The 25,334-nt window shown below is 73.4% G+C and carries 22 protein-coding genes; 18 read left to right on the top strand and 4 right to left on the bottom strand.

The window, feature by feature from the left end; genetic code table 11:
• The first annotated feature begins 9 nt into the window (after positions 1-9).
• On the top strand, positions 10-1,242 hold the full coding sequence (locus ACH4E7_RS08650) for a L,D-transpeptidase family protein (protein WP_396248266.1): 1,233 nt from the start codon (positions 10-12) through the stop codon (positions 1,240-1,242).
• Positions 1,243-1,363: 121 nt separating this feature from the next.
• The gene (locus ACH4E7_RS08645; protein WP_396248265.1) at positions 1,364-2,311 is read left to right on the top strand and encodes a beta-ketoacyl-ACP synthase III; all 948 of its coding nucleotides are present in this window, start codon (positions 1,364-1,366) and stop codon (positions 2,309-2,311) included.
• 313 nt (positions 2,312-2,624) lie between these two features.
• On the opposite strand, the gene ACH4E7_RS08640 is transcribed toward ACH4E7_RS08645, so the two are convergent.
• Positions 2,625-3,272 (bottom strand): TetR family transcriptional regulator, encoded by a 648-nt coding sequence (locus tag ACH4E7_RS08640; protein ID WP_031063307.1) that lies wholly within the window; start codon positions 3,270-3,272, stop codon positions 2,625-2,627.
• A 427-nt stretch (positions 3,273-3,699) separates the two neighbouring features.
• Between ACH4E7_RS08640 and ACH4E7_RS08635 the strand changes: the two genes are divergently transcribed.
• Positions 3,700-6,105, top strand: a complete 2,406-nt coding sequence (locus ACH4E7_RS08635; RefSeq protein WP_396248264.1) for a serine/threonine-protein kinase — start codon at positions 3,700-3,702, stop codon at positions 6,103-6,105.
• Positions 6,106-6,156: 51 nt separating this feature from the next.
• Here ACH4E7_RS08635 and galE read toward each other — a convergent pair whose 3' ends face one another.
• Positions 6,157-7,143, bottom strand: coding sequence for a UDP-glucose 4-epimerase GalE (gene galE / locus ACH4E7_RS08630; protein WP_396248263.1), 987 nt, complete (start codon positions 7,141-7,143; stop codon positions 6,157-6,159).
• Between the two features lie 175 nt (positions 7,144-7,318).
• Here galE and ACH4E7_RS08625 point away from each other — a divergent pair, with 175 nt between their 5' ends.
• Positions 7,319-8,446, top strand: a complete 1,128-nt coding sequence (locus ACH4E7_RS08625; protein WP_396248510.1) for a S1C family serine protease — start codon at positions 7,319-7,321, stop codon at positions 8,444-8,446.
• Between the two features lie 154 nt (positions 8,447-8,600).
• On the opposite strand, the gene ACH4E7_RS08620 is transcribed toward ACH4E7_RS08625, so the two are convergent.
• Positions 8,601-9,824, bottom strand: coding sequence for a sensor histidine kinase (locus ACH4E7_RS08620; protein WP_396248262.1), 1,224 nt, complete (start codon positions 9,822-9,824; stop codon positions 8,601-8,603).
• A gap of 287 nt (positions 9,825-10,111) precedes the next feature.
• On the opposite strand from ACH4E7_RS08620, the gene ACH4E7_RS08615 reads away from it, so the two are divergent.
• The 11 genes from ACH4E7_RS08615 (at position 10,112) to htpX (ending at position 21,236) form a co-directional block, all read left to right on the top strand.
• Positions 10,112-10,528, top strand: coding sequence for an NADH-quinone oxidoreductase subunit A (locus tag ACH4E7_RS08615; RefSeq protein WP_396248261.1), 417 nt, complete (start codon positions 10,112-10,114; stop codon positions 10,526-10,528).
• Positions 10,519-11,157: an NADH-quinone oxidoreductase subunit B gene (locus ACH4E7_RS08610; RefSeq protein WP_396248260.1), complete on the top strand. Its 639-nt coding sequence runs from the start codon at positions 10,519-10,521 to the stop codon at positions 11,155-11,157. Before ACH4E7_RS08615 ends, ACH4E7_RS08610 begins: the two co-directional genes overlap by 10 nt.
• Positions 11,154-12,239, top strand: coding sequence for an NADH-quinone oxidoreductase subunit C (locus tag ACH4E7_RS08605; protein ID WP_396248259.1), 1,086 nt, complete (start codon positions 11,154-11,156; stop codon positions 12,237-12,239). Before ACH4E7_RS08610 ends, ACH4E7_RS08605 begins: the two co-directional genes overlap by 4 nt.
• Positions 12,236-13,195 carry an NADH-quinone oxidoreductase subunit NuoH gene (gene nuoH / locus ACH4E7_RS08600; RefSeq protein ID WP_396248258.1) on the top strand — a complete coding sequence of 320 codons (960 nt, stop codon included), beginning with the start codon at positions 12,236-12,238 and terminating at the stop codon, positions 13,193-13,195. The genes ACH4E7_RS08605 and nuoH overlap by 4 nt, the downstream gene beginning before the upstream one ends.
• Before the next feature lie 100 nt (positions 13,196-13,295).
• Positions 13,296-13,859: a NuoI/complex I 23 kDa subunit family protein gene (locus ACH4E7_RS08595; protein ID WP_396248257.1), complete on the top strand. Its 564-nt coding sequence runs from the start codon at positions 13,296-13,298 to the stop codon at positions 13,857-13,859.
• Positions 13,856-14,569: an NADH-quinone oxidoreductase subunit J gene (locus tag ACH4E7_RS08590; RefSeq protein WP_396248256.1), complete on the top strand. Its 714-nt coding sequence runs from the start codon at positions 13,856-13,858 to the stop codon at positions 14,567-14,569. Before ACH4E7_RS08595 ends, ACH4E7_RS08590 begins: the two co-directional genes overlap by 4 nt.
• Positions 14,569-14,943: an NADH-quinone oxidoreductase subunit NuoK gene (gene nuoK, locus ACH4E7_RS08585; protein WP_396248255.1), complete on the top strand. Its 375-nt coding sequence runs from the start codon at positions 14,569-14,571 to the stop codon at positions 14,941-14,943. Before ACH4E7_RS08590 ends, nuoK begins: the two co-directional genes overlap by 1 nt.
• Positions 14,940-16,973 carry an NADH-quinone oxidoreductase subunit L gene (locus ACH4E7_RS08580; RefSeq protein ID WP_396248254.1) on the top strand — a complete coding sequence of 678 codons (2,034 nt, stop codon included), beginning with the start codon at positions 14,940-14,942 and terminating at the stop codon, positions 16,971-16,973. The genes nuoK and ACH4E7_RS08580 overlap by 4 nt, the downstream gene beginning before the upstream one ends.
• 53 nt (positions 16,974-17,026) lie before the next feature.
• Positions 17,027-18,607, top strand: a complete 1,581-nt coding sequence (locus tag ACH4E7_RS08575) for a NuoM family protein (RefSeq protein ID WP_396248253.1) — start codon at positions 17,027-17,029, stop codon at positions 18,605-18,607.
• A 56-nt stretch (positions 18,608-18,663) separates the two neighbouring features.
• Positions 18,664-20,232: an NADH-quinone oxidoreductase subunit N gene (locus ACH4E7_RS08570; RefSeq protein ID WP_396248252.1), complete on the top strand. Its 1,569-nt coding sequence runs from the start codon at positions 18,664-18,666 to the stop codon at positions 20,230-20,232.
• Between the two features lie 140 nt (positions 20,233-20,372).
• Complete coding sequence (gene htpX, locus ACH4E7_RS08565) at positions 20,373-21,236, top strand: zinc metalloprotease HtpX (protein WP_396248251.1); 864 nt, start codon at positions 20,373-20,375, stop codon at positions 21,234-21,236.
• A 14-nt stretch (positions 21,237-21,250) separates the two neighbouring features.
• On the opposite strand, the gene ACH4E7_RS08560 is transcribed toward htpX, so the two are convergent.
• On the bottom strand, positions 21,251-22,705 hold the full coding sequence (locus ACH4E7_RS08560) for a PLP-dependent aminotransferase family protein (RefSeq protein ID WP_396248250.1): 1,455 nt from the start codon (positions 22,703-22,705) through the stop codon (positions 21,251-21,253).
• Here ACH4E7_RS08560 and ACH4E7_RS08555 point away from each other — a divergent pair.
• The 3 genes from ACH4E7_RS08555 to ACH4E7_RS08545 all read left to right on the top strand — a co-directional run bounded on the left by ACH4E7_RS08555 (position 22,704) and on the right by ACH4E7_RS08545 (position 25,126).
• On the top strand, positions 22,704-23,612 hold the full coding sequence (locus ACH4E7_RS08555) for a DMT family transporter (protein ID WP_396248249.1): 909 nt from the start codon (positions 22,704-22,706) through the stop codon (positions 23,610-23,612). The genes ACH4E7_RS08560 and ACH4E7_RS08555 overlap by 2 nt on opposite strands.
• A gap of 128 nt (positions 23,613-23,740) precedes the next feature.
• Complete coding sequence (locus ACH4E7_RS08550; protein ID WP_396248248.1) at positions 23,741-24,166, top strand: BlaI/MecI/CopY family transcriptional regulator; 426 nt, start codon at positions 23,741-23,743, stop codon at positions 24,164-24,166.
• A gap of 3 nt (positions 24,167-24,169) precedes the next feature.
• A complete protein-coding gene (locus ACH4E7_RS08545; protein ID WP_396248247.1) occupies positions 24,170-25,126 on the top strand; it encodes a M48 family metalloprotease in 957 nt (318 codons plus the stop codon).
• The last annotated feature ends 208 nt before the right edge of the window (positions 25,127-25,334 follow it).

Genomic DNA, 25,334 nt, shown 5'->3' with positions numbered 1-25,334 from the left:
ATCGACGGCATGTCCGGTTCTCATCGCGCCACCGAGTACCCGCCGTACGAGCCGACGCAGGAGCCGGTGTACGGGGTGCCGCAGCAGTCGCACGAGGCGCCGTACAACCCGTACGAGTCGTACCAGCAGCCGGTCCGGCAGGACTACTACGGCGGGTACCAGCAGGCCCCGCAGGCCGCTGACGGGTACTTCGAGGCGTACGACCAGCCGTTCCAGTCGTACCCGGCCGAGCCGGAGCCGGTGGACCCGGCGCAGGCGTACCAGGAGCCGACGTACGAGCAGCCGACGTACGAGCAGCCGCTGTACGAGGAGCCCGCGCCGGTCGCACCCCTCGCCTCCGTCACCCCCGCCGCGGCCCCCGCGCCGGGCGGCCGGGCCGCTGTCCGGGGTCGGCGGCGCAAGGCGAAGCAGAAACGTCACGGCAAGGCCGTGATGGCCGGCACCGCCCTGCTGGTCGCGGCCGCCGCCGGCTGGTACACCGTCGGCCAGGACGACGCCAAGCCCGGCATCACGGCGGCCGACGGCCCCGGCCCGGAGGGCGTCAACAAGCCCGACCAGCCCACGCCCGCCCCCGCCGCCGTCCAGGCCGCCGCCGACCGGCAGTCCGCGCCCGCGGCCGCCGGCCGCAGCGAGACCCGCCCGGACGGCTCGCTGGCCGCGATACCCGGCCTCGGCGCCGCCTTCACCGCGAAGATCCCGACCGAGACCACCCAGGTCGTGGTCGCCTCCGGCGCCGACAAGAACACCGACAAGAACACCGTCGTCCTGTGGACCCGCACCCCCGAGGGCCGCTGGCTGGCCGGCGAGACCTGGAACGGCCACAACGGCAAGAACGGCTGGACCGCCGACCACAACGAGGGCGACCTGCGCAGCCCGATCGGCGTCTTCTCGCTCACCGACGCGGGCGGCCACAACGCCGACCCGGGCAGCAAGCTCCCGTACGACAAGGACCCGAGCTTCGTGGTCTCCGGCACCGGTTTCTTCGGCGACCAGCTGGCCGGCTCCTTCGACTACGTGGTCGCGATCAACTACAACCGGGTCCCCGGTAACTCCCCGCTCGACCCGCGCCGCCCGATGGGTGGCAAGAAGGGCGGCGGCATCTGGCTGCACGTGGACCACGACGGTCCCACCCACGGCTGCGTGTCGATCCCCGAGGACAAGATGGCCCAGCTGATTCGCACCCTGGATCCGGCCGCCCATCCGGTCATCGTGATGGGCGACGCCACCACACTGGCGGCCTGACCTCGGCATACGTCGACCCAGGTGCCGCAACACCCCTTGTCGATCTCCTACAGATCACCGGCGTGGATCCTGTAGCCGGTCACGCCCGGCTGACCAGCCGGTAACCCGGTTCCATGGCACTATGAGCGGTTCGCGCATCGTGGCACTCGGCCACTACCAGCCCCCCAAGGTCCTCAGCAACGACGACCTGGCGGCGCTTGTCGACACCGATGACGAGTGGATCCGCACCCGGGTGGGCATCCGCACCCGGCACATCGCCGAGGGAGAGACCCTGGTCGACCTCGCCACCGAGGCCGCGCAGAAGGCACTCGCCAACAGCGGCCGCACGGCCGACGACATCGACCTGGTCGTGGTCGCCACCTGCACCGCGATCGAGCGCAGTCCCAACACCGCCGCCGCGGTGGCCGCCCGGCTCGGCGTGCGCTCGCCCGCCGCGTACGACATCAACACGGTCTGCTCGGGCTTCTCCTACGCGCTGGCCACCGCCGACCACGCGATCCGGGCCGGTGCGGCCCGCCGCGCGCTGGTGATCGGCGCCGAGCGGATGTCCGACACCCTCGACTGGACCGATCGCTCCACCTGCGTGATCTTCGGCGACGGCGCCGGCGCCGCGGTGGTCGAGGCCCAGGAGGAGGGCGCCGAGCCCGGCATCGGCCCGGTGGTCTGGGGCTCCGAGCCGGAGAAGGGCGACGCCGTGGTGATCACGGGCTGGGACCCGGTGATCAGCCAGCAGGGCCAGTCGGTGTTCCGCTGGGCCACCACCCAGCTCGCCCCGCTCGCCCGGAAGGCCTGCGAGCAGGCCGGGATCGACCCCTCGGAGCTGAAGGGATTCGTCCCGCACCAGGCCAACCTGCGGATCATCGACGCGATCGCCAAGAAGCTGGGCCTCGGCGACGCCGCCGTGGTGGCCCGGGACGTGGTCGACTCCGGCAACACCTCGGCCGCCTCGATCCCGCTCGCCTTCTCCAAGCTGGTCGAGCGCGGCGAACTCTCCCCGGGCGACCCGGTGCTGCTCTTCGGCTTCGGCGGCGGCCTCGCCTACGCCGGCCAGGTCGTCCGCTGCCCGTAACCCGCCCGCTCGCCTCCGGGCGCTCCTGACCCGGCGCCGACGGTCGGCGCTCCCTCGCTCCTCCGCCGCTCCCCCGCTTTCGGCGCCGGCGGGCCCTTCGGCTCGGGGCGGGGCCAGAACGTCCGAAACGGACCGTGGAACCGAAGAACGCCGGTGGGCGGGCACCCTGTGTGAGGGGGCCCGCCCACCGGCATGTCTGGCGCGCGTGCGGTACGTCGGCGGACCTCCCCCGAGGACACGACCGCCGTCCATCGTTCCCCGGACAGGAGGCCGGGGCTGCGCGCGGAGCGGATGGTGGATTGAACGGATGGTTTTACTTGGGCGCCTTCTTACCGGTGACGCCCAGGTACACCAGGGGAGCGAGGTTGGGTTTGAGGTCCTTGACCTTGACGCCCCAGGAGGTGAAGGCCTTCTGGTGCTCGGCCGCCGAAGCGAGCAGCGAGACCAGGGCCCCGGCGACGGCGTTCGGGTCGAGCGACTTGTCGGCCTGACCCTTCGCCTGGAGTTCCTTGACGGCCTCCGCGAGCGGCTTGGCGACCGCGTTGAGGACGGTCATGCGGATCTTGAAGAACCGCTTGTCCCCTTCCGCGGCACCGAGCGTGACCACTCGGAGAATGGCGTCGTTCTTGCGCCAGAAGGCGAGGAATCCGTCGACCAGTTCTTCCGAAGTGGTCGGTCCGGACTTCCCTGCCCAGGACTTTCCGGCCACCAGCTCTTTGAGGGTGTCGGCGTCCTTGGCCATTTCCTCGGCGATTTCGAGGACTGCGCCCTCGACATCCGGGAAGTACTGGTAGAAGGTCGCGGGGGAGGTACCCGCCATACGGGCGACGTCGATGACCTTGACGTCCCGATAGGGCGACGTGCTGAGCATCTCACGGAGGCAGTCGAGCAGCTTCTGCCGCGTCTCCTGTCCGCGTCGCCCGGCGACGCGACCGTCGACGGTGCGAACTTGTCCTGTCATGCCGTCAGCTTACCGTGGCACGATCTTGGCGCGATTCGGTGATGCGATTATTGCTCCGCCTGGGGGTTGCTATAGCGGCATGAACCACTTCGGACGGATATTCACCGGGCTCCGAAGGCGCTGTTGAAGCCCCCCCGTGTGCTTTTGACCCCATAGCGTGACGGCGAGTCCGCTGAGGGGTGGTCGGGTGACAGAGCGTGACCGTCGATGAGGGGTGAAGAACGGACGGTCCGTGCCCCGCGATGCAAGCCGCGGTTGGAGCGGGCGTCAGAATCCGGCCGTTCCGTCATCGCCGACCAGGGGACCGTCGTGACTCGCCCGCTCGCCGGGCCTCTCCGGACGGGGAGGTTGGAGATGCGCCGGGCGGCATTGGAGAATCGGGACCGGCACCACGCGGCGGGTGCGGAAACGGGGAGGTGGCAGCGGAGTGGACCAGCTGACGGCGCACGATCCGAGGCGGATCGGGCCCTTCGAGGTGCTGGGGCGACTCGGCGCGGGTGGGATGGGACTGGTCTACCTGGCGCGTTCCGCGTCCGGGCGCCGGGTGGCCATCAAGACCGTCCGGGGGGAACTGGCCGAGGACGAGCTGTTCCGGGTCCGCTTCGCGCGGGAGATCGCGGCCGCCAAGACGGTCGGCGGCTTCTACACCGCGGCCGTGGTGGACGCCGACGCGGACGCCCGGGTGCCCTGGCTGGCCACCGCGTACATCCCGGCGCCCTCGCTGGAGGACCTGGTCGAGGAGTGCGGCCCGCTGCCGGTGGAGGCCACCCGCTGGCTGGTCGCGGGCATCGCCGAGGCGCTGCAGTCCATCCACGGGGCCGGGCTGATCCACCGCGACCTCAAGCCCTCCAACGTCCTGGTGGTCGAGGACGGCCCGAAGGTGATCGACTTCGGCATCGCGTCCGGGGTCTCCAGCACCCGGCTCACCATGACCAACGTCGCGGTCGGCACCCCGGCCTACATGTCCCCGGAGCAGGCCCGGGACAGCCGGACCGTCCGCGGCGCCAGCGACGTCTTCTCGCTCGGCTCGCTGATGGTCTTCTGCGCCACCGGGCACCCGCCCTACCGGGGCTCCAACCCGGTCGAGACGGTGTTCCAGCTGCTGCGCGAGGAGCCGGACCTGTCCGGCATGCCGCCGGAGCTGATGGACCTGGTCCGCGCCTGCATGCAGCAGGCCCCCGAGCGCCGGCCGACCCCGGCGCAGATCCAGACCGAGCTGGCCCCGCACCTGTTCTCCCGGGACGACGCCTCCGGCGAGGCCGGCGACTGGCTGCCCGCCAACGCGCTGGAGCTGATCGAGCGCAAGCGCGGCCGACGCCCGAGCGCGCCGCCGCCCCGCCCGCACTCCGGCCCGGTCGAGCCGCAGCCGCCGCAGGCCCCGCCGCCGCAGCAGCCGCAGATCCCGCCGCAGCACCCCGGCCTGGACGACCCGCGCACCCATCCGGGCGTGCGGCACGCGCCGCCGCCGTCCGGGCCGGTGCACAGCGCGCCCCGCCCCGGGCAGGCCTCGGACGCCGAGATCCCGACCGCGAAGATCCCCTCCAAGAACAAGCACCGCGCGCTTACCGGCGGGGTCCCCGTCGAGGTGCAGCTGTCCGGCGCCTCGGTGCGGATAGGCCCGGGGCCGCGGGCCGAGCACGAGCAGCCCCGCCCGACCACCGCCCCGGCCGAGACCGACTGGGTCCGCCGGGCGGCGACCCCGCCCCCGCCGGCAACCCCGGTACCGACCCCCGCCCCGGCCGCCCGCTGGCGCCCCTGGCGGTTCCGGATGTCCAACGACGTCTGGGGCACCCCGGTGGTCGCCGACGGCACGCTCTTCGTCTCCAGCTTCGAGGTGCACGCGCTGGACATCGCCTCCGGCGAGCGCCGCTACAAGACCCGGGACGTCGCCTGGGCGCTCGCGGTGGACGCCGGCCGGGTGCACGCCGCCGACGGCCCGCACCTGTACACCGTGGACGTCGCGGACGGCACCGAGCGCTGGCGCACCTCGCTGGACGGCTGGGTCTACTCGCTCTCCGCCGCCGACGGCGTGCTCTGCTGCGGCGTCCGCGGCGGCGGCGTCCAGCTGCGCGCGGCCGCCACCGGCGCCGAGCTGTGGCGCGCGGACGACGCCCAGCAGGACTACGAGAACCCGCAGTCCGGCCCGGTCCTGGTGGCCGGCGCGGCCTACTACTACGGCGCCGGGCGGCTGCGCTGCGTGGACCCGCGCGGTGCGGGCCTGCGCTGGTCGTTCCCGGTCGGCGAGGACGTGCCCTCGCACCCGGTCGAGCGCGGCGGCGTGCTGTACGTGACGGCCGGTACCCGGGTGTACGCGCTGGACGCGGCCAGCGGGACCGAGCGCTGGCGCTTCGAGGCCCCGGTGGTGCTGTTCACCCCGCCCTCGCTGGACGCCGACGCGGTCTACGTGGCCGACTACCTGGGCACGGTCTACGCGCTGGACGCGGCCACCGGCCTGGACCGCTGGCGCGGGGTCACCGGCAGCCGCCAGGGCGCGGAGCCGGTGGTGGTCGGGGATGGCATGGCGCTGGTGGGCAGCCGTGAGGTGCTGTACGCCTTCGAGACGGCGACCGGCCGGGAGCGCTGGCGCTACACCGCGCGCGGCGAGATCGTCGGCTCCCCGGCGGTGGCCGACGGCCTGGTGCACCTGGGCAGCCGGGACCACTCACTGCACACCCTGGACCTGGCGACCGGTCAGCTGCGCTGGGAGCTCGGCACCAAGGGCGAGCTCACCGGCTCCCCGGTGGCGGTCGGCGGGCGGGTCTTCGTCGGCTCCAAGGACCGCTGCGTGTACGCGCTGGACGCCTACTACGGCACGGCGGTGCCCGCCCGCTGAGCGGGGCGGACACCGCCGGTCCGGTGGTACCGCGGGCCTGGTCCCGGGTGATCAGGCCTTACGGGCCTCGGGGTGGCGGCTGCACCAGCCCTCCCACGCGGAGGAGACCATGGCCTCCACGTCGTGGCCCGCGCTCCAGCCCAGCTCGCGCTGGATCAGGTCGGCGGAGGCCACCACCCGGGCCGGGTCGCCGGGGCGGCGGGGGGCCACCTGGGGGGTGGTGTCGTAACCGGTGACCTTGCCGATCACCTCGATCATCTCCTTGACGCTGACGCCCTCGCCGCGGCCGATGTTGAGCACCAGCGAGGTCTCGCCGGCCGGGTCGGCGGCCAGCCGCTTGGCGGCCGCCACGTGGGCCGAGGCGATGTCGGCGACGTGGATGAAGTCGCGGACGCAGGTGCCGTCCGGGGTCTGGTAGTCGTCGCCGAAGATCAGCGGCGCCTCGCCGGCGGTGAGCCGCTCGAAGACCATCGGGATCAGGTTGAACACCCCGGCGTCGGAGAGCTCGGGCGAGGCGGCGCCGGCCACGTTGAAGTAGCGCAGGGCCACGGTGGACATCCCGTGGGCCTTGCCGACGGCGGCGACCAGCCACTCGCCGGCGAGCTTGGTCTCGCCGTACGGGCTCATCGGGTCGCACGGGGTGGACTCGGTGACCAGGTCGACGTCCGGCATGCCGTAGACGGCGGCGGAGGAGGAGAACAGGAAGCGCTTGACGCCACCCTCGGCCGCGGCCTCCAGGACCGTCTGCAGGCCGATCACGTTCTCGCGGTAGTAGAGGAACGGCTGCTCGACCGACTCGCCGACCTGCTTCTTGGCGGCGAAGTGCAGGATGCCCTCGATGCCGTGCTCGCGGATCGCGGCGTCCAGGGCGGCCCGGTCCAGGGTGGAGCCCTCGATCAGCGGGACGCCGGCCGGCACCCGGGAGGCGTCGCCGGTGCTGAGGTCGTCCAGGACGGCGACGCGCTCGCCGGCGTCGAGCAGCTGACGGACGACGTGCCCGCCGATGTATCCGGCACCGCCGGTGATCAACCAAGTCATGCGGCAATCCTAGGCGTTCGCCTTCTGGCGTCCTTCGTGGGCGAGTCGGGTCGACAGTTTAGGACAAATCGGTGAAATGCTGACAAAGATTCCCGTGCTCTCATACCCGCGCCCTTCGGCGTGGTGACGAATCGGAGGCAGCCAGGTGAGCCGCAAGAAGGAACACAACCGCCCGCTGCCGGCCGGGCCCGGGCCGGCTCACCGTCGGCTGTTCGCCCCGGGCGCGGTCGCCGTGCTGACGGCGCTGGCTCTGGCCGGCTGCAGCAACCCGTCCTCCTCTTCCTCCGCGTCCTCCCCGGCGGTGTCCGGCGTCTCCTCCGTCGCCACCAAGCAGGCCTCCTCCGCCCCCGCCACCCAGCCGGGCGGCGGCAACCAGCTGCAGGACGCCTACCAGAAGGTGATCGCCGACGTGCTGCCCTCGGTGGTGCAGATCGTCACCGGCGAGGGCCTCGGCTCCGGGATCGTCTACGACGACAAGGGCGACATCGTCACCAACGCCCACGTGGTCGGCTCCGCGAGCACCTTCACCGTCACCCTCGCCAGCAGCACCAAGGCGCTGGACGCCACCCTGGTCGCCAGCTACCCGGACTCCGACCTCGCGGTGATCAAGCTCAACAGCCCGCCGAGCGGCCTCAAGCCCGCCACCTTCGGCGATTCGAGCAAGGTCGAGCTCGGTCAGATCACCCTCGCCATGGGCAGCCCGCTCGGACTCGCCAGCAGCGTCACCCAGGGCATCGTCTCGGCCACCGGGCGGACCGTCACCGAGCCCCAGGGCGGTGGTTCGCCGGGCGCCACCATCGGCAACATGGTGCAGACCTCGGCGGCGATCAACCCGGGCAACAGCGGCGGCGCGCTGGTCAACCTGGACAGCCAGGTGATCGGCATCAACACCCTCGCCGCGGCCGAGCCGCAGGCCGGCGGCGCGGCCGCTCCCGGCATCGGCTTCGCCATCCCGGCGTCCACCATCACCAGCATCACCGATCAGCTGATCAAGCAGGGCAAGGTCACCAACTCCGGCCGGGCCGCCCTCGGCATCACCGCCCGGACCAACTTCAACCAGCAGTACCAGCCGACCGGCGCGGTGATCGTGGCGGTCAGCCCGGGCGGCGCGGCCGCCGCGGCGGGGCTGCGGCCCGGCGACGTCATCACCAAGATCGACGACACCCCGGTCGACTCGCTGAACGCGCTCACCACCGCGCTCGCCTCGCTCACCCCGGGCAGCAAGGTCACCGTCACCTACACCCGGGACGGCAACGGTCAGACCGCCGACGTCACGCTCGGCACGCTGCCGACCAGCTCCTAGGCCGGGTCTGAGCTCCGGTGCGCCGTCGGCCCGCACTCCGCGCAAGGGCTCCGCGGGCCGGCGACCCGTACCGGACCGGCGCCGGGACCCCGTCCACGGCCTCGACGGGGGCCCGGCGCCCCTCGGTCTCTCGGTCTCTCGGTCTCTCGGCCGCTCAGCGGCGGGCGGCGCGGGTGCGCCAGGGCAGCTCGACGGTGACGGTGGTCGGACCGCCCTCCGGGCTGTCCACCAGGAACACCCCGTCCACCGCCCGGATCCGCTCGGCCAGCCCGGCCAGGCCGCTGCCCGGGTACGGCGCCGCGCCGCCCCTGCCGTCGTCCTGGACCAGCACCATCAGCTGGTGGTCCGAGCGCCAGACCTCGACCGAGGCGGTGCGGGCGCCCGCGTGCTTGGAGACATTGGTCAGCAGCTCGCTGACGGTGAAGTACGCGATGCCCTCGACCGCCGAGTCCGGGCGCGCGGGCTCGCCGTCCGCCCCGGTCAGGTCGACGTTCACCTTCACCCCGCCGGGCACGGTGCAGCGGGCCGCGACCGCGGACAGCGCCGCGTCCAGGCCGCGGTCGGTGAGCACCGCCGGGTGGATGCCACGGGCCAGGTCGCGCAGCTCCTGCAGGGCCAGCTTCACCTCGCCGTGCGCGTTGTCGACCATCCGGGTCGCGACCGCCATGTCCTCCTCGGACTCCACCTCGCGCAGCCGTTCCTTGGCCATGCCCAGGTCCATCGCCAGCGCGACCAGTCGGGCCTGGGCGCCGTCGTGCAGGTCACGCTCGATCCGGCGCAGGTCGGCGGCGGCGGTGTCGACCACGGTGCCGCGGTCGTCCTCCAGCTCGCGCACCCGCTCGGCCAGGGCGCCGGGGAAGAGCAGGGACTCGATGAGGATCCGGTCGACCGCCGCCATCGCGCGCACGACCCAGGGCAGCACCGGCCACAGCACGACCACCGAGACCAGGGACAGCGTGAAGCCGAGGATGCCCCAGGGCAGCATCAGCACGTTGTAGAGCGCCGAGCGCCAGTTCAGCAGGTCGGTGAGGTGGGCGATGGTGAAGCCGACCGTCCCCGGGCGGCGCGGGCGCACCGGCTCCGGGTCGTCGATCGCGGAGCCGTACGCCGAGCGCGCCCGGCGCCGGCCCAGCCCGCCCAGGGCGCGGGAGGCGGCCAGCCCGCCGGCCAGCAGCGGCAGGCCGATCACCGTGACCGACAGGCCCAGGCCGACCGAGAGCGTGGTGACCGCGAGGGCGAAGCCGGCGATGCCGAGCGGCAGGTTGAGCATCAGCTGGCCGACCTGCCGCCACATCCGCGCACCGTACAGCGGTGGGCGCTCCATCCGAGCGTCCTGCTCCTTGATGGCGTCCACGGCGCGGCGGTGCAGCGGCTTCATCGGATCATCCGTCCCTGTCGGTCGAGCTGGTCGACCAAGCTTCCCGAACCGGGGACCGGGGGTGCCATGGGGGTGATACATCTTCCCGGCCGGGGGTTATCCCCACCCCCGCCCCGGCTCCCGGCCGCGCACCCGATGTCCACCGGATGTCTTGCGGAGCGGGCAGGGTTCGGGCGGATCCGAGCCGTCCCCTTAGACTCACGCATTGGTCATGGTTAAGAGCGGGCGAGTAAAAGTCGTAGAACTGTCTTGAGGGGCGGGTTCGCGGCCGAGGTGGAGGCGAAGGCATGGAGGGGCAGCAGGCGGCTGCCGTCGCGGCCGACCCGGCGGTCGGCAGCGGCTACTTCGACGCGTACGCCGCGATGGGCCTGCTGGCCGTCATCGGGGTGCTCTTCGTCACCGTGGCGTTCACCGCCAACCGGCTGCTGCGGCCGGTGGTGTACTCGCCGGAGAAGCTCCTCGCCTACGAGTGCGGCGTGGACCCGGTGGGCGAGGACTGGGCGCACACCCAGATCCGCTACTACGTGTACGCCTTCCTGTATGTGATCTTCGCGGTCGACGCGATCTACCTGTTCCCGTGGGCGACGGTCTTCGCCGCCGCCGGGTACGGCGCCGGAACGCTGATCGAGATGTTCCTCTTCATCGGCTTCCTCGCGGTCGGGCTGCTCTACGCCTGGAAGAAGGGCGTTCTGGAATGGACGTGACGCACAACCACTCGCACGGCGCGCAGGGCGGTCCCGTCCCGCTCGGCCTGCCGGACCCGTCCCGCCCCGGCGCCGTCGAGCGCCGCGGCATCGGCCCGCTCTCGCGGCTCGCACCCGACCCGGTCAAGGTCGTGCTCAACTGGGGCCGTCGCTACAGCCTCTGGTGCTTCAACTTCGGCCTGGCCTGCTGCGCGATCGAGTTCATCGCCGCGTCCATGGCCAAGCACGACTTCATCCGGATGGGTGTCATCCCGTTCGCACCCGGGCCCCGCCAGGCGGACCTGATGATCGTCTCCGGCACGGTCACCGACAAGATGGCGCCCGCCGTCAAGCGTCTCTACGAGCAGATGCCCGAGCCGAAGTACGTCATCTCCTTCGGCGCCTGCTCCAACTCCGGCGGCCCCTACTGGGACTCGTACTCGGTGACCAAGGGCGTGGACCAGATCATCCCGGTCGACGTCTACGTGCCCGGCTGCCCGCCCCGGCCCGAGGCGCTGCTCCAGGGCATCCTCAAGCTGCAGGAGAAGATCGCCGCCGAGTCCCTGCCCGGCCGCTACGCCGCGCCCGTGGCGGCGCTGCGCCGTCCGCTGGTGGCGGGGCCGGGTTCTCCGGAAGGGGGAGCCTCGTGACTTCCGTCGAGCAGTGCGCGGCGTCGGTCGGGGAGTGGGCGACCGGCGCCGAGGCGTACGGGCTGATCACCGTCGACGTCCCGGCCGAGCGCTGGATCGAGGCGCTCACCAACGCCCGCGACGTGCTGGGCCTGGCGTACTTCGACTGGCTGAGCGCCGTCGACGAGCTCGCCGAGGGCTTCTCCGTGGTCGCGCACCTGGCCGCCGCCGAGGCGCCGGGCGTGCGCCACCTCGCGCTGCGCACCCGGGTGCCGCGGGACGGGGCCGCGCTGCCGAGCGCCGTCCAGGTGTACGCGGGCGCCGCGTGGCACGAGCGCGAGACCCACGAGATGTTCGGCATCGACTTCCCCGGACACCCCTACCTGGCCACCCTGCTGCTGCCGGACGGCTTCGAGGGGCACCCGCTGCGCAAGGAGTTCGTGCTCGCGGCGCGGGTCGCCAAGGCCTGGCCGGGTGCCAAGGAGCCGGGCGAGTCGGACCACGGCGACGGGCCGGCCCGGCGCAAGATGCAGCCGGCCGGTGTGCCGGACCCGAACGAGTGGGGCCCGCTCAAGGGCACCCTGCCGCCGGTGGCCGAGCGGCCCGCGCGCGGTGCGCGGGCGGCGGGCGCGGCGGGGCGGACGCCCCGGGCGGCCGCTGGTGCCGCTGGTGCCGCTGGTGCCGCTGGTGCCGCCGGTGCCGCCGGTGCCGCCGGTGCCGCCGGTGCCGAGGGCGCGCCGACGGTGCGGGCGGACCGGCCGCGACGGACCCGGTCGGTGTCCGAGGGGTCGGCGAGCCAGGCGGGTGCCGAGGCTCCCGCAACCGCTGGGACTCCGGCCGCTCCGACCGAGGGCGCCCCGCCCGTGCGCGCCGACCGGCCGCGACGGACCCGGTCGGTGTCCGAGGGCTCGGTGAGCCAGCCGGCCGGCGAGCCGGCGGCCGAGCCCGCCGCTCCGGCCCTGCCCCGGTCCTCCGACGCGCCCTGGCACAACCCGGTGCCCGCCCACGACGGGAAGCCGTCGGACGGGAAGCCGGGCGAGCCGGGCGAGCAGAAGGACGAGACCTCGGCCGACGCGGCCGACCAGGACGGAGACGGCGCGTGAACCTGCTCGACACGGTGCTCCGCTGCGTCGCCACCCTCGTCGTCTTCCTGGTCTTCCCGCTGGTCATCGGCCAGACCGAGCACAAGGTCATGGCGCACATGCAGGGCCGGCTCGGCCCGATGTACGCGGGCGGCTTCCACGGCTGGGCGCAGCTCATCGCGGACGGCGTGAAGTTCGCGCAGAAGGAGGACATCGTCCCGGCCGGGGCGGACCGCCGGATCTTCCAGCTGGCGCCCGCCGTCTCGCTGCTGCCGTACCTGTTCGTGCTGCTGGCCGTCCCGATCGGCCCGAACGGCCTCGTCGGCCAGGCGATCGACGCCGGTCTGTTCTTCGTGCTGGCCGTGATGGGCGTCGGCGTGATCGGCAAGCTGATGGCCGGTTGGGCCTCGGCGAACAAGTTCTCGTTGCTCGGCGGTCTGCGGACGGCCGCGCAGCTGATGTCGTACGAGCTGCCGATGGTGCTGGCGGCTGCCTCGGTGGCGATGGCCGCCGGCACGCTGTCGCTGCCCGGGATCGTGGACGCCTGGCAGTGGTACTGGCTGCCCTGGCAGATCATCGGCGCCTTCGTGTTCTTCACGGCCGGTCTGGCCGAGCTCCAGCGGCCGCCGTTCGACATGCCCGTCGCCGACTCGGAGATCATCTTCGGCGCGTACACCGAGTACACCGGCCTGCGCTTCGCGCTGTTCCTGCTGTCCGAGTACGCGGGCATCCTGGTGGTGGCCGCGCTGACGGCGGTGCTCTTCCTGGGCGGTTGGCACGGACCGATGTCGGACCAGCTCGGCTGGCTCTGGATGCTCCTCAAGACCTTCGCGCTGGCCTTCGTGGTCATCTGGCTGCGGGTCACCTACCCGCGTCTGCGCGAGGACCAGCTGATGCGCTTCGCGTGGGTGGTGCTGATCCCGCTCGCGCTCGTCCAGCTGGCCCTCACCGGCATCATCAAGGTGGCGATCTCATGAGCGAGCGATGGGGGTACCCCCGGCGGAAGGCCGGGGGAGAGCGAATCATCAAAAGGTGTGTACGGGCGAATGCCCCTGCCGAACGCAGCGAGGTGGGCGCATGAGTTTTCCCGGTGTCGGCCTTGCCAAGGGGCTGGCCGTGACGCTGCGGACGATGACCAAGAAGAGCGTCACCGCGCAGTACCCCGACGTGCAGCCGGTGCTGCCGCCGCGTTCGCGCGGCGTCATCGCGCTGCTGGAGGAGAACTGCACGGTGTGCATGCTCTGCGCGCGTGAGTGCCCGGACTGGTGCATCTACATCGACTCCCACAAGGAGACGCTGCCGGCCGCCGAGCCGAACGCCAGGGCCCGCACCCGCAATGTGCTGGACCGCTTCGCCATCGACTTCTCGCTCTGCATGTACTGCGGGATCTGCATCGAGGTGTGCCCCTTCGACGCGCTGTTCTGGTCGCCGGAGTTCGAGTACGCGGAGACCGACATCCATGAGCTGACCCACGAGCGGGAGAAGCTGCGCGAGTGGATGTGGACCGTCCCGGCGCCGCCGGCGCTGGACCAGGCGGCGGAGGAGCCCAAGGAGATCGCCACCGCGCGCAAGGCGGCGGACAAACTGGCCGCCGCCGCCGCTGCCGCTTCGGAATCGGAAGAGAAGGGTGACGACGCATGAACGCCGCTGCCACGCTTCTCGCGGCGACCGGTTCGTTGGAGCCGGCCGCCCGTTCGTTCCTGTCCCCGACCGGCCAGGAGATCGTCTTCCTGCTGGTCGGCATCGCGGTGCTCGGCTCGGCGATCGTCGCCGTGACCACCAAGCAGCTGGTGCACGCCGCGCTCTGGCTGGTGGTCGCGCTCGGCGGGCTGGCGGTGGAGTTCCTGCTGCTCACGGCCGAGTTCATCGCCTGGGTGCAGGTGCTGATCTACCTGGGCTCGGTGGTCGTCCTGGTGCTGTTCGGACTGATGCTCACCAAGGCGCCGATCGGGCGCTCGCCGGATGCCGACTCCGAGAACCGCTGGGTCGCCCTGGTCGTGGCACTGGCCTCGGCCGGGACGCTGGTGACGCTGGTCGTCGACGCCTTCCGCACCTCCTGGATCGACCTCGGCCAGGGCGGCGGCTCGGCCTCCGTCACCGGGGCCAGCCTGTTCCGGCACTGGGTGCTGCCCTTCGAGGCGCTGTCCGTGCTGCTGCTGGCGGCGCTGGTCGGCGCGATCGTGCTGTCGCGCGGGTCCCAGCGGCGGGTGCCGGCGCCCCGCGCGGGCAAGGTCCGCGCCGGGCGGCCGGTCGGGTCCAACGGGACGGTCGCCGCGACCGCGCCGCGTACCGCCCCGGAGGCCGCCGCCTCGCCCGCGTCGTCCGCGTCGTCCGCGTCGGAGGAGAGCTGATGCACCTCGCCTACCCCGTCGTGCTCGCCGTGCTGCTGTTCAGCGTCGGTGTGTACGGCGTGCTCGCCCGGCGCAACGCCGTCCTGATACTGATGTCCGTCGAGCTGATGCTCAACGCCGTCAACCTCAACCTGGTCGCCTTCGACGCCTGGCTGCGCGACTCGCTGCACGCCGGGCAGGCGCTCACCCTGTTCACCATCACCGTCGCCGCCGCCGAGATCGGGCTGGGGCTCGCCATCGTCCTGCTGCTGTTCCGGGCCCGGGGCACCGCGGACATCGACCGGGCCACCGCGCTCGGCGACCCGGCCGAGACGCTCCCCGTCGAGGAGGCGCCGAACGGAGCCGAGGCGCTGAAGGGCCAGGCCGCCGCATGAACCTCGCCCTGCCCGTCCTCGTCCCCGCGCTGCCCGCGCTCGGCGCCGCCGCCACCCTGGCCGTCGGTCGGAAGGCGCCCGGGCTGGCCCGGCCGCTGGCGATCGTCCCGGTCGCCGTCTCGGCCGTGCTCGCCCTGGTGGTCGCCCTCCAGCTCGGCACCGGCCAGACCCTGGACGCCGCCACCCGGCTCACCCCGACCGGCGGCCCGGACATCGCGCTGGCCATCCACCTGGACGGCTTCAGCTCGCTGATCTCCGTGCTGGTCGGCCTGGTCGCCACCTGCGTCCAGGTCTACTCGACCGCGTACCTGAAGTCGGACCCGCGCTACCCCTCGTACGCGGCGCTGGTCTCGCTGTTCACCGCCGCGATGTTCCTGGTGGTCTACTCGGGCGACCTGATCGTGCTGCTGGTCGGCTGGGAGGTCATGGGTGTCTGCTCGTACTTCCTGATCGGCCACCACTGGGAGACCGCGGACGCCCGCTCGGCCTCGCTCAAGGCCTTCCTGGTCACCAAGCTCGGCGACGTGCCGTTCCTGTTCGGGATCTTCCTGCTCGGCGCGGACGCCGGCAGCTTCCGGATCCAGGACGTGCTGGCGGCCGCGGGTGAGGGCAGGCTCGGCCAGCCGACGCTGACCGCCCTGCTGCTGCTCGCCGGCGTGGCCGGCAAGAGCGCGCAGTTCCCGCTGCACACCTGGCTCCCGGACGCGATGGCCGGTCCGACGCCGGTCTCCGCGCTGATCCACGCGGCCACCATGGTCGCGGCCGGCATCTACCTGGTCGCCCGGCTGATGCCGGTGTTCCTGCTGTCGGGTGCGGCGCTGGTGGTGCTCGCGGTGATGGCCGCCGTGACGATGATCGGCTCGGCGCTCTGCGCGCTCGCCCAGGACGACCTGAAACGGGTCCTCGCCTACTCCACCGTCGGCCAGCTCGGCTACATGGCCGGTGCGCTGGCCAGCGGCGACCGCGAGGCGTCCGTCTTCCACCTGGTCAGCCACGGCGCGTTCAAGGCGCTGCTGTTCCTGGCCGCCGGTGTGGTGATCCACGCCGCGCACACCAACTCGATCTCCGCGATGTCCCGGATCCCGGGGCTGCGCAAGCGGGTGCCGGACGCCTACTGGACGATGGGCATCGCGCTGATCGCCTTGGTCGGGCTGCCGCTGCCGCCGTTCTCCGGCTTCTTCAGCAAGGAGGCGGTGCTGAGCGCCGCCGAGCACGCGGCCAAGGGCGAGGCGCTGACCAACGGGCTCGGCCCGGCCTCGGCGGTACCGCAGGCGGCCGGGTGGATCGTGCTGATCTCGGCCGCGCTCACCGCGCTGCTCACCGGCGCGTACGCGACCCGACTGTTCCTGCTGACCTTCCACAGCCCGGCGGGCGCGGCGGTGCCGGCTGTTCCGGCCGACCACGAGGCCGACGCACCGTACTCACCCGAGCTGGACGAGGCCGACCCGGCCACCGCCGAGCCGCCCGCGATGCGCTGGCCGCTCTGGGTGCTGGCCGTGCCGACCATGGGCTTCGGCGTCGCCGGGCTGTTCCCGGACGCGCTGCCCGCGCTGCTGGACGGCGGCTCGCTGCGTCCCTCCGGGGTCACCGCCGTCACCGGCAGCGGGCTCGCCGTGGTCGGTGTGCTCGCGGCGTACGGCGCCTGGCGCTCGGCGACCGCGCGGGTGGCCACCGGCCGTCCTGCTCCGGCCGCCTTGGACCGGGTGCCCGCGCAGGCCGGAGCCCCGGCCGCCGAGGTGATCGTCGCCGACCCCGGGCGCACCCTGCTCGGCCCGCTGTTCGGCCCGGCCCGGCACGGCTTCGGCGTGGACCGGCTGTACCACGTGCTGTTCGTCCGCCCGGTGGTCGCCGCCGCCCAGCTGGTCCGCTTCCTCGACCGCGAGGTCGTCGAGGGCTACGTCCAGGGCAGCGGGATCGGCGCCAACCTGCTCGGCCGGGCCGTCCGGCTCGCGCAGACCGGCAACGCGCAGACCTACCTCAGCGCCCTGCTCGCCGCCGTCGTCCTGCTGGCCGTCCTGGTGGCGGTGTAGCCGGTGCAGCTGTCCTCCACCCCCGTTGTGTTCACCGCCGCTAGGAGCCCCCGATGAACGCAGTCCTCATCGCCCTCCTGGTGCTGCCACTGCTCGGCGCCGCGCTCACCCTGACGCCGGTGTTCGGGCCGGACCGGGCCGTCGCCGATCGGCGGGCGCTGCGGCTGAACACCGTCGTCACCGGCGCGGTGTTCCTGCTCGCCGTCGCCCTCGCGGCCGGCTTCGACCACGACGATCCCGCCCGGATGCAGGCCACCACCGACGTGTCCTGGATCCCGGCCCTGCACGTGCGCTTCCACCTCGGCGTGGACGGCGTCTCGCTGCCGCTGATCGTGCTGACCGCGCTGCTCACCTTCCTCTGTGCGCTGTACTCGGAGAAGCGGCTGCCGGGCGGGGCGGCCCCGGGCGGAGCCCCTGATGAGCACCGTCCGTCCGCGCAGGCCTTCGTCGGGCTGTTCCTCCTCCTCGAAGTCGGCATGCTCGCCACCTTCGCGGTGCTGGACCTCCTGCTCTTCTTCCTGGCCTTCGAGATCGTGCTGATCCCGATGTACTTCCTGATCGCCCGCTGGGGGAGCGGCGCGAAGGTCCCGGCCGCCAACCGGTTCATCCTCTACACGCTGCTCGGCTCGGCCGTGATGCTGCTCGGCTTCCTGCTGATCGGCAGCAAGGCCGGCACCTTCGACATGCAGGCCCTGGCCGCTGGGCACGGCAACGGCCTGAGCCACACCACCCAGGTGATCGCCGCGCTGGCGATCATGGTCGGGCTCGCGGTCAAGGCCCCCGCCTGGCCGCTGCACAGCTGGCTCCCCGACGCGCACACCGCCGCCCCGACGGTCGGCTCGGTGCTGCTCGCCGGTGTGCTGCTGAAGATGGGTACGTACGGTCTGGTCCGCGTCCTCCTCCCGGTCGTGCCGGACGGCACCGCGACGCTCGCCCCCTACCTGGGCGCCTTCGCCGCCGTCGGCATCGTCTACGGTTCGCTGGCCTGTCTGGCGCTGGCCCGCCCCGGATCCAAGGGCGACCTCAAGCGCCTGATCGCGTACTCCTCCGTCGGCCACATGGGCTTCGTCCTGCTCGGCATCGCCTCCCTCACCCCGGTGGGCGTGAACGGCGCGCTGTTCGCCAACATCGCCCACGGTCTGATCACCGGTCTGCTGTTCTTCCTGGTCGGAGCGATCAAGGACCGCTACGGCACGGCGGACCTCGACACCCTCTCCGGCACCACCGGTGCGGCCCTGTACGGCCGGGCGCCCCGGATCGGCGCCCTGCTCGCCTTCGCCGCCGTCGCCAGCCTGGGCCTGCCCGGCCTGGCCGGCTTCTGGGGCGAGGTGCTCGCCATGTTCGGCGCCTTCCACCCGGCCGACGGCCTGTCGCGCCCCGCCTTCATCACCTACATGGTCCTGGCCGGCCTCGGCACCCTCCTCACCGCCGCGTACCTGCTGATCGTGGTCAGGCGCGTCTGCATGGGTGACCCCGAGCAGCCCGCACCGGTGGCCGAACCGGCCGACCTGCGCCCGTACGAGGCCGTCAGCTGGACGCCGCTGGCCGCGCTCACTCTGCTCGCCGGCCTCTGGCCCGCGCTCCTGCTCGGCCTCTCCGACCCCGCCGTCAAGCACCTCCTCGGGGGTGGCTGACCGTGCTCGCAGCCCACACCGCCGCACTCGGACCTCACTCCACGGGGCAGCACACTGTGACCTCCCTCGCCGTAGCCAACCCGGGCAGCCTGATCCAGTCCGTGGACTGGGTGGCGATCGCGCCCCCGCTGATCGCCGCCGTGGCGGCCCTCGCCGTTCTGGTCACCGATCTGTTCCTGCCCGAGCGACACAAGAAGTGGCTCGGCCGCCTCACCGCGGCCGGACTCGCCCTCGCCCTCATCGCACTCCTTCCGCTCACCGGTGGATCGCCCCGAGCGACCTTCTGTGCGCAGAACGTAACAGGCGGTACTGACAGCTCCGGTTGCTCGTACGTCGCCGACCACTTCGCCCTGGTGTTCCAGCTGCTCGCCCTCGGCGGCGCGCTGATCGCCGCGCTGCTGTCGATGCACACGGTGGACGACGCGGCGTCCACCGGCGGCTCCGCCGCGGGGCTCCCCCGCGGTGAGTACTGGTTCCTGCTGCTCTCCAGCGCCACCGGCGCCGCCCTGCTGCCCGCCTCCCGCGACCTCGCCACCATGGTGATCGCCCTGGAGGTCGCCTCGCTGCCCGCCTTCGCCCTGGTCGCGCTGCGCCGGGACGGCCGGGGCGCGGAGGCCGCGCTCAAGTTCTTCGTCTCCTCGGTGACCGCGACCGCGGTGATGCTGCTCGGCATCGGTTTCGTCTACGCCGCCAGCGGCAGCCTGCACCTCGGCGCCGTCGCCCAGGGCCTGGAGCACGCGCCCGGCCAGCTCAAGCCGTTGGCCGAGGTGGGGGCCGTGCTGACCCTGGTCGGCTTCGCCTTCAAGGTCGCCGCCGTCCCGTTCCACTTCTGGGTGCCCGACACCTACACCGGCGCCCCGCTGCCGGTGGCCGGTTACCTCTCGGTGGTCGGCAAGGCGGCCGGCCTGTCCGGCCTCGCGCTCGCCACCACCATCGCCTTCCGGCCGTACGCCCACACCTGGGGCCTGGCGCTCGCCGTGCTGGCCGCCGTCACCATGACGGTCGGCAACGTCGGTGCGCTGCGGCAGCGCTTCGACACCCGGTACAGCGCGGTGCGGCTGCTCGCCTGGTCCTCGGTCGGCCAGGCCGGGTACCTGCTGGTGCCGCTCGCCGCGGCCGGCTACGCGCCCACCGGGGTCGACCCGCTCGGCGCGACCGCCGCGTACGCGCTGATCTACGGCGTGGTGAACCTCGGCGCCTTCGGGGTGGTCGCCGCCGTCGGCCGCCGGGCCGGGACCAGCGTGGACGAATTCCGCGGCCTGTTCGCCCGCAACCGCTGGACGGCGCTGGCACTGGCCTTCTTCCTGCTCTGCCTGGCCGGGCTGCCGCCGGGCGTGGTCGGCCTGTTCGGCAAGGTCGTGGTGTTCCGCGCGGCGGTGGACGCCGGGCTGGGCTGGCTGGCCGTGGTGATGGCCGTCAATGTGGTCATCGCCCTGTACTACTACCTGCTGTGGACGGCCCGGCTGTTCGCCCCCGCGGACGCCGAGGCGGTCGCCGAGGGCGGCGCCGGGCGACGGATGCCGGTCAGCCTGGCGGCCACGCTGGGGCTGACCGCCTCGGCGGCGGTGGTGCTCTCGGTGGCGCCGCAGCTGGTCCTCCAGGTGGCGGGCGGCAGTCTGTTCTGAGCCGCCGGACGGGGGACCGGTGACGCCCGCGCGGGTGTCGCGTCGGTCACAAGGGAACAAGGTCCCAGGCCCCGCCCGTTGACCGGGCAAGAGGGACGAGGCAGAAAGGGCTTCCCCACCGCACCACTGGAGGGCCTGACGTGCACAGTCGGCACAACGGACTGAGGACCGCCGTTCTGCTCGGGGGCCTCTCGGCGCTGATCCTGGTGATCGGGAGTTTCTTCGGCCGGACCGGCTTCGTGATCGCCCTGCTGGTCGCGCTCGGGACGAACGCCTACGCCTACTGGAACAGCGACAAGATCGCGCTGCGGGCCATGCGGGCCCGGCCGGTCAGCGAGTTCGAGGCGCCGGGGCTGTACCGGATCGTGCGCGAGCTCTCCACCTCGGCCCGCCAGCCGATGCCCCGCCTCTACATCTCCCCGACCCCGGCCCCGAACGCCTTCGCCACCGGTCGCAACCCGCGCAACGCGGCGGTCTGCTGCACCGAGGGCATCCTGCAGATCCTGGACGAACGCGAGCTGCGCGGGGTGCTCGGGCACGAGCTGAGCCACGTCTACAACCGGGACATCCTGATCTCCTCGGTCGCCGGGGCGCTGGCCTCGGTGGTGATGTTCCTGGTGAACTTCGCCTGGCTGATCCCCTTCGGCCGGGACGAGGACGACGACGGCCCGGGCCTGTTCGGGACACTTGCGATCATGATCCTGGGCCCGATCGCCGCCGGACTGATCCAGATGGCCGTCAGCCGCTCCCGCGAGTACCAGGCCGACGCCGACGGAGCCCGCATCACCGGCGACCCGCTCGCCCTGGCCGGCGCCCTCCGCAAGCTCGACGCCGGTACCCGCCGGCTCCCGCTCCCGCCGGAGCCCCAGCTGCAGACCGCCAGCCACATGATGATCGCCAGCCCGTTCCGCCCCGGCGAGGCCGGCGCCCGGCTGTTCTCCACCCACCCGCCGATGGCCGAGCGGATCGCCCGGCTGGAGCGGATGGCCGGCTACCGCGGCTGACGGACCGGCGGGGCTCAGCCCGCGACCTCCTCGTACGCCGTCCGCAGCCGGTGGACCCCCTCCGCCACCGCCGCCGGACTGTCGGCGGCCGCGTAGCTGAGGCGCAGGTGCGGGGCCGGGGGCTCGGCCGGGTGGTAGGGGCGGCCCGGGGTGACCTGGACGCCGCTGCGCAGCGCGGCCGCGGCGAGGGCGGTGTCGTCGACGCCGTCCGGGAAGCGCAGCCAGAGGTGGTAGCCGCCCGGTCGGTAGCTGCCGAGGACGCCGGGGAGTTCGCGGTGCAGGGCGGCGACGGCGGCGGTGCGGCGGTCGCGCAGTTCGGCGCCGAGGGCGCGCAGGTGGCGGGCCCAGGCCGGGTCGGAGACCAGTTCGAGGGTCGCCTCCTGGAGCGGCCGGGGCACGAAGAAGCTGTCCACCACCTGGGTGGCCCGCAGCCGGGCGAGCGCCGGGCCGCGTGCGGTGAGGGCGCCGACCCGCAGGTTGGGGGAGGCGGCCTTGGTCAGCGAGCGCAGGTGCACCACGACCCCGTCCTGGTCCTCGGCGGTGAGCGGGCGGGGCAGCTCCGGGGCGTCCGTGTGGACCAGCAGCCGGGCGAAGTCGTCCTCGACCACGAAGGCCCCGGCCGCCCGGGCGATCCGCAGCACCTCCGCCCGCCGCGCGGGCGACAGCACCGCGCCGGTGGGGTTCTGGAACAGCGGCTGGCAGACGAACACCCGGGCCCGGGTGGCCTCGAACGCCTCGGCCAGCAGGTCCGTGCGGACGCCGTCCGCGTCGATCGGGACGGGCACCGGCCGCAGCCCGGCCGCCCGGACGACCGAGAGGATGCCCGAGTACGTCGGCGACTCGACCAGCACCGGCGAGCCCGGCGCGGCCAGCGACCGCATGGCGACGGTGAGCCCGCCCTGCCCGCCGGAGGTGATCAGGACGTCCCCGGCGCCGATCGGTCCGGCGTGGCCGCCGATGTCGCGGGCGAACCAGCCGCGCAGCTCGGTGAGGCCGTCGGTGGGCGGGCGGTCCCAGGCGCCCGGGCGGCGTCCCGCCCGGGCGAGGGCGTTGGCGAGCAGCCGCTCGGGCAGCAGTGAGGCGTGCGGGTAGCCGCTGTTGAGGTCGATGACGTCCGGCGGCGGCACCCGGAGGGTGGCGAACACCGGGGCGGCCAGCAGGTCGCGCGGTTCGTGGTCGGCGCTGAGCGCGATCTGCTGCCAGGAGAGGTCGCCGGGCCGGGCGGCCGGTGCGGCCGGGGCGGTGGGGGCCGCCGCGAAGGCCGCCGCCCGGAACACCCCCGCGCCCGGCCGGGAGACCACCAGCCCCTCGGCCACCAGCACCGCGATGGCCCGGGAGACCGTCACCGGGCTGACCTGGTGGCGCTCCATCAGCGCCCGGCTGGAGGGCAGCTTTCGCCCCTCCGGGTAGCGCTCGACCTCCCGCCGCAGACTGTCGGCGAGTTCGGCCACACTGCTACGCTCGTTCATGACGGCACAAGATAGCGCTACCCTGCCCCGAGCGATAGCACCTCAGCACGGCCTCGCCTCCGGTACCGCCCTCGCCGCCCTCGGGGTGGCCTCCTTCTCGCTCAGCTTCCCCGCCACCGCGTGGTCCCTGACCGGCTTCGGCCCGTGGACCTCGACCGGGCTGCGCGGCGCCCTGGCCGGGGTGCTGGCCGCCCTCTACCTGCTGGCCGCCGCCGCCCCGTTGCCCAAGCGCCGGCAGTGGCCCGGCCTGCTGACGGTCTCCGGCGGCTGCGTCCTGGGCTTCCCGCTGCTGACCACGCTCGCCCTGCGAACCTCCTCGACCGCCCACTCGGCGGTGGTCATCGGCGTCCTGCCGCTGGCCACCGCGGTGGTCGCGGCGCTGCGCACCGGCCGCCGGCCGTCCCGGGCGTTCTGGGCGGCGGCGCTGGCCGGTGCGGCGGCCGTGCTCGTCTTCACCCTGGTGCAGAGCCACGGCCGGCCGACCGTCGCCGACCTCTACCTGTTCGTCGGCGTGGTGATCTGCGCGGCCGGCTACGCCGAGGGCGGGCGGCTGTCCCGGGACATGCCGGGTGCCCAGGTGATCGCCTGGGCGGTGGTGGCAGCGCTGCCCGCGATGGTGCTGACCGCGGTGTTCGGGCTGGCCGCGGAGTCGGTGCAGGTGGGCGCGAAGGCGCTGGTCGGGTTGGCGTACATCGCGGCGGTCTCGCAGTTCGGCGGCTTCGTGCTCTGGTACCGGGGGATGGCCGGGATCGGTGTGCCGAGGGCCAGTCAGTTGCAGCTCGCGCAGCCGCTGCTGACGCTGGTCTGGTCGGTGCTGCTGCTGGGCGAGGACCTGCCGGCGGCCGCGCCGGTGACGGCGGTGGTGGTGCTGGTCTGCATCGCGGTCACCCAGCGGGCCCGGGCCTGAGGGCCCGTCGTCGCCACCTGGTACGCCCGCGAACCCTCGCGGTGGGCCGTCCGGAGCAGCCTCCCGCTCGTTAGGATGAGCCCGCGCCCCGTCGGTCCGGGCGCGGCATCCGGAGGGAGTGGGCCGTCATGGCAGACGAGAGGCACGCCCCGGCGGCCGGGGACGCGCCGACCCGACGACGCGGTCAGGGCGAGTTGGAGGCGCAGGTGCTGGCGGTGCTCCAGCAGGCGCCCGGCCCGGCCACCGCGGGGTGGGTCCAGGAACGCCTGGAGGGCGACCTGGCGTACACCACGGTGATGACCATCCTGTCCCGGCTGCACGCCAAGAACGCCGTCTCCCGGAGCCGTTCCGGCCGCTCCTACCTGTGGCAGGCGTCCGCCGACGCCGCCGGACTGGCCGCGCTGCGGATGCGCCGGATGCTCGACGGCGAGGCGAACCGGGACGCCGTCCTGGCCAGCTTCGTCAGCGCGCTGCTGCCGCACGACGAGGAACTGCTGCGGGCGCTGCTGGACGCCGCGTCCGCCGATCCGGCAGCGGCCGACCGTGAGAGCTGACCCGTGGGCTTCTTCGTCTTCCTCCCGCTCATCCTGCCGCTGACCGCGGTGCCGATCGCGCGCCTGACCGAGCAGCACCTGCACCCGCGCGGTGCGGCCCGGCTGATGACCGTGATCAGCGCGGTGATGGCGGTCTGCAGCGTGCTCTGCCTCGGGCTGATCGGCGTGGTGGGCACCGCGCAGATCCCCGGAAACCCGCTGCCGGACAGCTGGTCCGACCCGGAGGTGCGGCACGCACTGCCGTACCACGAGACGGTCGGCACGGCCGCGATGTGGCTGCTGGTGCTGGTCGGCTTCGCCTGCGTCCGGACGGTCGTGCGGCACCTGCGGGTCCGCGCCCGGGCACGGCGCGCGCTGGCCGGGCTGCCCGAGGGGCCGGCCGAGGCCGGCGACCTCGCGGTGCTGCCGGACCGCAGCCCGTACGCCTACGCGCTGCCCGGCTCGCCCGGCCGGGTGGTGGTCTCCACCGGGATGCTGGACGGGCTGGCCGAGGACGAGCGCGAGGCGCTGCTCGCGCACGAGCGGGCGCACCTGCGCCACCGGCACCACCGCTACCTGCTGACCACCCAGCTCGCCGCCTGCGTCAACCCCTTCCTGCGGCCGCTGCAGGACGCGGTGGCGTTCAGCGCGGAGCGCTGGGCGGACGAGGAGTCGGCCCAGGCGGTGGGGGACCGGCGGATCACCGCGCGGGCGGTGGCCCGGGCGGCCCTGGTCTCGCACGCCACCCCGGCGCCCGGCTTCGCGGCCTTCGCGGCCCCGACGGCCGCGCCCGGCCCGGTGCCGCGTCGGGTGGCGGCGCTGCTCGGCCCGGTGCCGACAGCCCGCAACTGGCCGCCGGCCAAGACCCCGGCGGGCCTGGCGGCGATGGTCGCCGCGGTCGGTACGGCGGCCTCGGCGCTGTGCGCGCTCAACGCGGCGGTGGCCCTGCTGGTGGTGCTGAAGGCGGTCACCCCGCTGTAGGGCGGTCACCCCGCGGTCGGCGGTCACCCCTCGGTGGGGCCGGGGCCGGGTCAGCCGCCGATCCGGACGATCATCTTGCCGGTGGTGGCGCCGCGCAGCATGCCGAGGAAGGCGTCCACCACGTGGTCGAAGCCGTCCACGACCGCCCGAGCCGTCCACGACCGCCCGAGCCGCCCGAGCCGTCCACGACCGCCCGAGCCGCCCGAGC

It is taken from the genome of Kitasatospora sp. NPDC018058, from assembly GCF_044327205.1.
In the GTDB taxonomy this organism is placed as follows: domain Bacteria; phylum Actinomycetota; class Actinomycetes; order Streptomycetales; family Streptomycetaceae; genus Kitasatospora.
This window is presented reverse-complemented; position numbering and strand designations above follow the sequence as displayed.

What these genes read in the sequence shown, in the direction of transcription:
- ACH4E7_RS08595 (WP_396248257.1), top strand. Translation starts at nt 13,296, where the DNA reads ATGAGTTTTCCCGGTGTCGGCCTTGCCAAGGGGCTGGCCGTGACGCTG.
- ACH4E7_RS08555 (WP_396248249.1), top strand. Translation starts at nt 22,704, where the DNA reads ATGACGGCACAAGATAGCGCTACCCTGCCCCGAGCGATAGCACCTCAG.
- ACH4E7_RS08620 (WP_396248262.1), bottom strand. Translation starts at nt 9,824, where the DNA reads ATGAAGCCGCTGCACCGCCGCGCCGTGGACGCCATCAAGGAGCAGGAC.
- nuoK (WP_396248255.1), top strand. Translation starts at nt 14,569, where the DNA reads ATGCACCTCGCCTACCCCGTCGTGCTCGCCGTGCTGCTGTTCAGCGTC.
- ACH4E7_RS08650 (WP_396248266.1), top strand. Translation starts at nt 10, where the DNA reads ATGTCCGGTTCTCATCGCGCCACCGAGTACCCGCCGTACGAGCCGACG.
- ACH4E7_RS08590 (WP_396248256.1), top strand. Translation starts at nt 13,856, where the DNA reads ATGAACGCCGCTGCCACGCTTCTCGCGGCGACCGGTTCGTTGGAGCCG.
- galE (WP_396248263.1), bottom strand. Translation starts at nt 7,143, where the DNA reads ATGACTTGGTTGATCACCGGCGGTGCCGGATACATCGGCGGGCACGTC.
- ACH4E7_RS08550 (WP_396248248.1), top strand. Translation starts at nt 23,741, where the DNA reads ATGGCAGACGAGAGGCACGCCCCGGCGGCCGGGGACGCGCCGACCCGA.
- ACH4E7_RS08560 (WP_396248250.1), bottom strand. Translation starts at nt 22,705, where the DNA reads ATGAACGAGCGTAGCAGTGTGGCCGAACTCGCCGACAGTCTGCGGCGG.
- ACH4E7_RS08645 (WP_396248265.1), top strand. Translation starts at nt 1,364, where the DNA reads ATGAGCGGTTCGCGCATCGTGGCACTCGGCCACTACCAGCCCCCCAAG.
- ACH4E7_RS08575 (WP_396248253.1), top strand. Translation starts at nt 17,027, where the DNA reads ATGAACGCAGTCCTCATCGCCCTCCTGGTGCTGCCACTGCTCGGCGCC.
- ACH4E7_RS08580 (WP_396248254.1), top strand. Translation starts at nt 14,940, where the DNA reads ATGAACCTCGCCCTGCCCGTCCTCGTCCCCGCGCTGCCCGCGCTCGGC.
- ACH4E7_RS08615 (WP_396248261.1), top strand. Translation starts at nt 10,112, where the DNA reads ATGGAGGGGCAGCAGGCGGCTGCCGTCGCGGCCGACCCGGCGGTCGGC.
- ACH4E7_RS08610 (WP_396248260.1), top strand. Translation starts at nt 10,519, where the DNA reads ATGGACGTGACGCACAACCACTCGCACGGCGCGCAGGGCGGTCCCGTC.
- ACH4E7_RS08640 (WP_031063307.1), bottom strand. Translation starts at nt 3,272, where the DNA reads ATGACAGGACAAGTTCGCACCGTCGACGGTCGCGTCGCCGGGCGACGC.